The organism is Hymenobacter nitidus, assembly GCF_020447315.1.
GTDB classification, from domain to species: Bacteria; Bacteroidota; Bacteroidia; order Cytophagales; family Hymenobacteraceae; genus Hymenobacter; species Hymenobacter nitidus.
In genome coordinates this window covers 1-5,330 of record NZ_JAJADQ010000024.1, presented here as the reverse complement: position 1 = coordinate 5,330, position 5,330 = coordinate 1, and the positions used below count along the sequence as shown (strand labels likewise).

At 65.7% G+C, this 5,330-nt stretch carries 2 protein-coding genes; both read left to right on the top strand.

The features are described 5' to 3' along the window. Positions 1-1,194: InlB B-repeat-containing protein (locus LGH70_RS23395; protein WP_226190930.1), on the top strand; the 1,194-nt coding region annotated here is incomplete at its 5' end. Positions 1,195-1,494: 300 nt separating this feature from the next. Further along, positions 1,495-5,330: InlB B-repeat-containing protein (locus LGH70_RS23390; protein ID WP_226190921.1), on the top strand; the 3,836-nt coding region annotated here is incomplete at its 3' end.

Genomic DNA, 5,330 nt, shown 5'->3' with positions numbered 1-5,330 from the left:
GGCGGCAGCGGCACGCCCGGCACGGCTTTGACTATTGATTTCAGCGTGACGGATGGCGTGGTGGCCGGACCTTTTACCCTAACGGTGAACACCAACAGCAACGGCTCGGTGAGCCGAAGCCCCAATGCCACTTCCTACGCTTCCGGCACGGTCGTCACGCTGACGGCCACGCCCGAGGCGGGCTTCCAGTTTAGCGGCTGGAGCGGGGATGCTACCGGCAGCACCAACCCGCTGGCAGTGACGATGTCGGCTAACAAAACCATTACGGCCACCTTTACTCTCAGCCCGGCTTCGAGCTTCAGCCTGACCACGCCCGTTGTCGGCAGTGGTACGGTAGGCCGTAGTCCGAATGCCACCACCTATGCCTCTGGCTCGGTCGTGAGCCTGACGGCCACGCCGGCCGCGGGCTTTGTCTTCAGCGGGTGGAGCGGGGATGCCACCGGCACGAACAACCCGTTGAGCGTGGCGATGTCGGCCAATAAAACCATTACGGCTACGTTTGCCGCCGCGCCGACGGGGCCAGCGGTGGTCAGCTTCACACTGATTAATGCCGACACCGACCAGGATATTCAGACCCTGGCAAATGGAGCAACTTTCGCCCTTGTCTCGCTGCCCACGCGCAACCTGAACATTCGGGCCAACACGAGCCCGGCCACGGTGGGCAGCGTGGTCTTTGCCCTGAGCGGGGCGCAGACCAAGAATCAGACGGAAACAGCGGCCCCCTACACCCTCTTCGGCGACAACGGGGCCGGCGACTACAACGCCTGGACCCCGGCCCCGGGCAACTACTCCCTGACGGCCCGGCCCTATTCCGGCGGGGGCGGCAGCGGCACGCCCGGCACGGCCCTGACCATCGACTTCAGAGTGACCAATCTGGCTGAAGAAGCCAAGGGCGCCCAGGCTACCACAAGCCGCACGGCGGGGCGCCTGAGTGCCAGTCGGGTCCAGATTTACCCCAACCCCACCACGACCGGCCGCTTTACGGTGGTGGTGCCGGCCGAGCTGCAGGGCGAGCTGACCTACACCCTGGCTACCGCCTCGGGCCAGCTGGTAGCCCGGGGCCAGCGCCGGTCGGCTGGTTCGCTCGACCGGCTACCCTTCGACTTCTCGGGCCAGATGCTGACCTCCGGCGTGTACTTCCTGCAGCTGGCAAGCAAGCAAGCCACCGTCATTCTGAAGCTGGAGCGGCCCTGATAAGGCCTACTCGCCGGCGCGGAAAGCAGCCCCGACGCTGGCCATAACGCCACCCGGGGCTGCTTTTCCGGCGCGTTTTCCCTGACTTGGTGCTGTATTGTATCATCTACCCGCGGGTGTGGCCATGCCGCAGGCTACGCTGCACCCGCCAGGGTAGCCGCTTCAGATACTGCCAACCCGGCCGGCTCCAACCCACTCCCCCACGCCCACTCCTGCTCACCTATCGTCTGACCCTGCCTGTCGGCCGGGCCGGCACTGCATGCTTTCCCGCGCCCAATTCTGCTCCAAATCCCGCTTCGAATGAAGAACACACTTACTGCTTTGCTGCTGGCCGCGTTGCTGTTCTGTAGTCGGCTGCTGCCGGCGCAGGCACCTCCGGCCGGATTTACCTCCACGACGCTTTCCTCCAATTGGGACGAAGCCGTGGGCCTTACCTTCACCAGCTCCGGCAGCCAGATGTTTGTTTGGGAACGGCCGGGCCGGGTGTGGGTCGTGACGGATGGGCAGCGCCAGCTGGTGCTCGACATCTCCGACGAAGTAGGCGCCTGGGGCGACCAGGGCCTCATTGGCTTTGCCCTCGACCCCTCGTTTGACACGAACGGCTATATCTACCTGCTCTACGTCGTGGACCGGCACCACCTGCTGCACGCCGGCACGCCGACCTACAACCCCGCCACCAACGACTACTACAGCGCCACCATCGGCCGGCTTACGCGCTATACGGCCGTGCCGGCCGGCACCACCTACACCGTGAGTGCCGCCAGCCGCAAGATTCTGCTGGGCGCCACCAAGTCGACCGGTATTCCCTCCACTTCGGGCGGACACGTCACTGGGGCCCTGGCCTTCGGCACCGACGGCACCCTGCTCGTGTCGACCGGCGACGGCGCGCACTGGGCCCCCGACCTGGGCAGCTTCGGCGAAACCACCTACGCCCAGGCCCTGGCCGACGGCATCATCACGCCCCGGGAAAACGTGGGCGCGCTTCGCTCCCAGCTCCCCAACTGCCTGAGCGGCAAAATACTGCGCCTGGACCCGGCCACCGGGGCGGGCGTGGCCAGCAACCCGTTCTATAACGCGGCCACCCCCAATTCCCCGCTCTCCAAGGTCTGGGCCATGGGCTTCCGCAACCCGTTCCGCCTGACCATCAAGCCCGGCACGGGCAGCCCCGATCCGGCCGCCGCCAACCCCGGGGTGCTCTACATCGGCAACGTGGGCGGCTCGTACTGGGAGGAAGTGGAGGTCGTCAGCAAGCCGGGACAGAACATGGGCTGGCCGCTGTTTGAGGGCCTGACGCCCAACCCGGCCTTTGCCTCGGCCAACGTGGCTAACCTGGACGCGCCCAACCCGCTCTACAACACGGGCGGCTGCACCCAGCAGTATTTCTACTTCCGCGAACTGCTCAAGCAGGAAACCCCATCCGGCACGGCCACCTTTATCAATGCCTGCGACCCGGCCCAGCCCATTCCGGCCAGCGTGCTGACCTTCGTGCACACCCGGCCCCTGATTGACTGGGGGCACGACAGCGGCCCTTCGCGCACGGGTATTTTCAGCGGGCAAACGGCCACGACCATCAACATTGGGGCCAGCGGCTCGCCGGTGAGCGGGCCCCAGTTCAGCGGCAACTCCGTATCGGGCGGGGTGTTTTATCCGTACTCCGACTTTCCGGCCGCCTACCAGAATACCTACTTTTTTGCCGACTACGTGGCCGGCTGGATGCGCCACATGACCGTGGATGCCAGCAACAAGCCCAGTGCCGTCGGCAACTTTATCGGCAGCGACGTGGTGCCGGTATCCCTTGCCGTGAGTCCGGCGGAGACGGGGTTGTTCTACGTCAATTTCTACCCTTCCGAGATTCGCAAAATCTCCTATATCAACACCGCTACGCCGCCCAAGGCGGTATCCACGGCCAACAAAACCTTCGGCCCCGGGCCCCTGGCGGTGCAGCTGACCGGCAGCGCCAGCACCGACCCGGGCGGCAGTTCCCTGACCTACCTCTGGAATTTCGGCGACGGCAGCACCAGCACCACGGCCGACCCGGCGCACACCTTCACGCCCGCCACGTCGGCCCCCACCAACTACCGCGTCACGCTGACCGTGCGCAACAGCGCGGGGCTGAGCAACCAGACCGCCCTGGTGATTTCGGTGAACAACACGCCGCCCCAGGTTACGATTACCAGCCCGGCCGTGGGCACCCAGTACGCCATGACGGGTAACACGACCTACAACCTGCGCGCCACCGCCACCGACGCCGAGCACAGCGCCGGCCAGCTTAGCTACCAGTGGCAAACCATTCTGCACCACGGCACCCACCAGCACCCCGAGCCGGTCGACCCGAACCCGGAAACGACGACGACCATTGCACCCTACGGCTGCGGCTCGGAGAATTATTACTACCGCGTCACGCTGACCGTAACGGATGCCGCCGGCCTGGCGACCACCCAGGAAGTGCGACTCAATCCGGACTGCGCTACCACCAGCTTCACCCTGGTCGATGCCGATAGCAACGAAGATATTCAGGCCGTTATCAATGGGGCCGTCCTCAATCTGGCTACTCTGCCCACGCGCAACCTGAATATCCGGGCCAATGCGAATCGGGCCACAACGGGCAGCGTGGTGTTTGCCATGAGCGGTGCCCAAACCCAGAACCTGACGGATTCGGGCTTTCCCTACGCGCTGTTTTCCGATGTCAACGGCATCTATAATGCCTGGACCCCACTGGTGGGCAACTATTCGCTGACGGCCACGCCCTACAGCGGCGCGGGCGGCACCGGCACCGCGGCTCAGGTGCTGACGGCCAACTTCTCCGTCATCGACCAGCCCCCAACCAACAACTATACCCTGACGCTGAACACCAGCGGCAGCGGCACGGTGAGCCGCAGCCCCAATGCAACGTCCTACAGCAGCGGCACAGTGGTGAATCTGACGGCCACGCCGGCGGCGGGCTTTGTCTTCAGCGGCTGGAGCGGCGACGCGACGGGCACGACTAACCCGCTGAGCGTGACCATGTCGGCCAACAAAACCATTACGGCCACCTTCGCGGCGGTGCCCGGCACGGGCTACGCCTTCTACCGGGCCGTCAACCTGGGCGGGCCGGCTCTCACCCTGGATGGCAACGCCTGGGCCGGCTCAACGGCGCCTAACTATTCCACCTCCGGGTCGCCCTTCGAGAGCCAATCCGTGCCGCTGCTGCCCGCCACCGATGCCGTGCGGGCGGGCATGATTCGCCAGGCCGTTTTCGGGCCCAACCTGAGCGTAACGCTCTCGGCCGTGCCCGCCGGCACGTACCAGGCCTATCTTTACGTGTGGGAAGACAACAGTCCGGAAATCTACAGCCTCTCGCTCAACGGACAGGTTAAACTCACGAACTATAACAGCGGGCCGGCCGGCACCTGGGCCCGGCTCGGCCCCTACGACGTGACGCCTACGGCCGCCGGCACCGTGCAGTTTACCAGCTCCGGCGGCTGGCCCAACTTCTCCGGCGTAGAGCTTTGGCAGCAAACCAGCACGCCCCCCGTCAGCTACACGCTTACCACCCCCGTGACGGGCAGTGGCAGCGTGGGACGCAGCTCGCTGGGCCCAAGCTACCCCAGTGGCTCGCTGGTAAGCTTAACGGCTACGCCGGCGACGGGCTTTGTCTTTAGCGGCTGGAGCGGCGACGCGACGGGCACGGCTAACCCGCTATCCGTCACGATGTCGGCCAACAAAACGATTACGGCCACCTTCACCGCCGCTCCCACTACTACCTACACGCTCACCACTCCCGTCATCGGCAGCGGCACGGTCAGCAAAAACCCGAATGCCGCGTCCTACGCCTCGGGCACCGTCGTGAGCCTGACGGCTACTCCCGCCGCGGGCTTCACCTTCGCCGGCTGGAGTGGCGAGGCGACGGGCACGGCCAATCCGCTGGCAGTGACCATGTCGGCGGACAAGACCATCACGGCCACCTTCACGGCGGTGCCAGCGGCGACCTTCACGCTGACGACCACCTCCAGCGGCAGCGGCACGGTCAGTAAAAGCCCGGACCAGGCCAGCTACGCCGAGGGTGCGGTCGTGAGTGTGACGGCCACCCCAGCGGCGGGCTTTACTTTCGCCGGCTGGAGCGGGGATGCCACGGGCACGAACAACCCGCTATCCGT